The following is a 2,304-nucleotide window of genomic DNA, read 5'->3' as shown; positions in this document are numbered from 1 at the left end:
GTTCCTCGGCGGGCGCGGCGCGCGCGCCTGGCAGGTCGGGCTCACGGCCGCGCCGCTCGCCGAGGCGCTCGTCCGGGCGGCGTCGGACCCGCTGCCGGAGCCCCGCGCCCGTCGGTCGACCCCGGTAGTTACCGAGGAGTAACATACGGCCGACGCCCGTGAGGACGCGGGCGCCCGTACCGACCCGGGAGGCCCAGTGCCCACGACCGTCAGAGATGTCGTCTTCGTCGACGGCGTCCGCACCCCCTTCGGCCGCTCCGGCGAGAAGGGGATGTACGCCCAGACCCGCGCCGACGACATGGTCGTCCGCTGCATCCGGGGGCTGCTCGAGCGCAACCCCGGCCTGCCCCCGGAGCGCATCGACGAGGTCGCCGTCGCGGCCACGACGCAGACCGGGGACCAGGGCCTGACGATCGGGCGCACCGCCGCGCTCCTGGCCGGTCTCCCCCGCTCCGTGCCCGGCTTCGCCGTCGACCGGATGTGCGCCGGCGCGATGACCGCGGTGACGACGACCGCCTCCGGGATCGGGTTCGGCGCCTACGACGTCGCGGTCGCCGGCGGCGTCGAGCACATGGGACGCCACCCCATGGGTGAGGGCGTCGACCCCAACCCCCGCTTCGTCGCCGAGAAGATCGTCGACCCGTCCGCCCTGGTCATGGGCTCCACGGCGGAGAACCTCCACGACCGCTTCCCCGCCATCACGCGCGAGCGCGCCGACACCTTCGCCGCGGCCAGCCAGGCCCGGCTCGCCGCGGCGTACGAGGCCGGCAAGGTGCAGCGCGGCCTGGTGACCATGGCCACCCGCCACAGCGAGCGCGGCTGGGGCCTGGCCACCACAGACGAGCCGCCCCGCCCCGGGACGACCGTCGCCGACCTCGCCCAGCTGCGGACGCCGTTCCGCCCGCACGGGCGCGTCACGGCCGGGAACGCCGCCGGGCTGAACGACGGCGCCACCGCCTGCCTGCTCGCCGAGGCCGGCACGGCCCACGAGCTCGGCCTCGCGGCACGGATGCGGCTGGTGGGCTACGCCTTCGCCGGCGTCGACCCGTCCGTCATGGGTGTCGGCCCGGTCCCGGCGACCGAGAAGGCCCTCGCCCGTGCGGGGCTGACCATCGACGACATCGGCCTGTTCGAGATCAACGAGGCCTTCGCGGTGCAGGTGCTGGCGTTCCTCGACCACTTCGGCATCGCCGAGGACGACCCGCGCGTCAACCCGTGGGGCGGCGCGATCGCCGTCGGGCACCCGCTGGCCTCCTCGGGGGTGCGGCTGATGAGCCAGCTCGCCGACCACTTCGAGGAGCACCCCGAGGTCCGGTACGGCATCACCACCATGTGCATCGGCATCGGGATGGGCGGCACCGTCGTGTGGGAGAACCCGCACCACGACGACGCCGGCGGCTGGGCCCGCCCCACCACGACCGGGACGACGAGCACCGGGACGACGACCACCGGGGAGGACGCGGCGTGAGCGCGACCACGGAGACAGTGCGGTACGACCGCGACGAGATGACGGCGCTGTTCGCGGACGAGGTGGTGACGAGCACCCACGTCCAGCTCGTCCCCCTGCCCGACGGCGGCAGCCTCGCGCTGCTCACCCTCGACAACGGCCACGACCACACCAAGCCGACGACCTTCGGCCCGGCCGGGCTGTCCGGTATCGCCGACGCCCTCGACCAGGTGCAGCCCGGCATCGCCTCCGGCGAGGTCCGCGGGGTGGCCCTGACCGGCAAGCCGTTCGTCTTCGCCGTCGGCGCGGACCTCAAGGGCACCGGGCAGGTCGTCACCCGGGAGCAGGCCCTCGCCGTCGCCCGGCTCGGCCACGACGTGTTCCGCCGCTTCGGCGAGCTCGGCGTCCCCAGCTTCGCCTTCGTCAACGGCGCCGTCATGGGCGGCGGGCTGGAGGTGGCGCTGCACTGCACCTACCGGACCATCTCCTCCGGCGTCCCCGCCGTGGCTCTGCCGGAGTGCTTCCTCGGCCTCGTCCCCGGGTGGGGCGGCACGTACCTGCTGCCGCGCCTGGTCGGGGTGCCCGCGGCGCTCACCGTCATGGTCGACAACGCGCTCAACCAGAACCGCATGCTGTCCGGGCCCAAGGCCTTCGCGCTCGGCGTCGCCGACGCCATGTTCGAGCCCGCCGACTTCCTCGAGCGGTCCGTGGCCTGGGCCGCCGACGTGCTCGCCGGGCGCACGACGGTGGAGCGCACCGACCACACCGCCGACGCCGCGACCTGGGACGGCGCCGTCGCGGCGGCCCGCGCCCAGGTCGACCAGCGCCTCGGCGGGGCCGCCCCCGCCGCGCCCCGC

2 protein-coding genes are annotated in these 2,304 nt (G+C 75.3%); both read left to right on the top strand.

The features are described 5' to 3' along the window. The first annotated feature begins 196 nt into the window (after positions 1-196). Positions 197-1,468, top strand: coding sequence for a thiolase family protein (locus WCS02_RS19755; protein WP_340295990.1), 1,272 nt, complete (start codon positions 197-199; stop codon positions 1,466-1,468). Continuing rightward, positions 1,465-2,304, top strand: an 840-nt coding sequence (locus WCS02_RS19750) for an enoyl-CoA hydratase/isomerase family protein (protein WP_340295989.1), incomplete at its 3' end; no start/stop codon positions are given. The genes WCS02_RS19755 and WCS02_RS19750, both read left to right, overlap by 4 nt.

The organism is Aquipuribacter hungaricus (genome assembly GCF_037860755.1).
Lineage (GTDB): Bacteria > Actinomycetota > Actinomycetes > Actinomycetales > JBBAYJ01 > Aquipuribacter > Aquipuribacter hungaricus.
The sequence above is the reverse complement of the archived record's forward strand: the minus strand, read 5'-3'. Positions and strand labels throughout refer to the sequence as shown.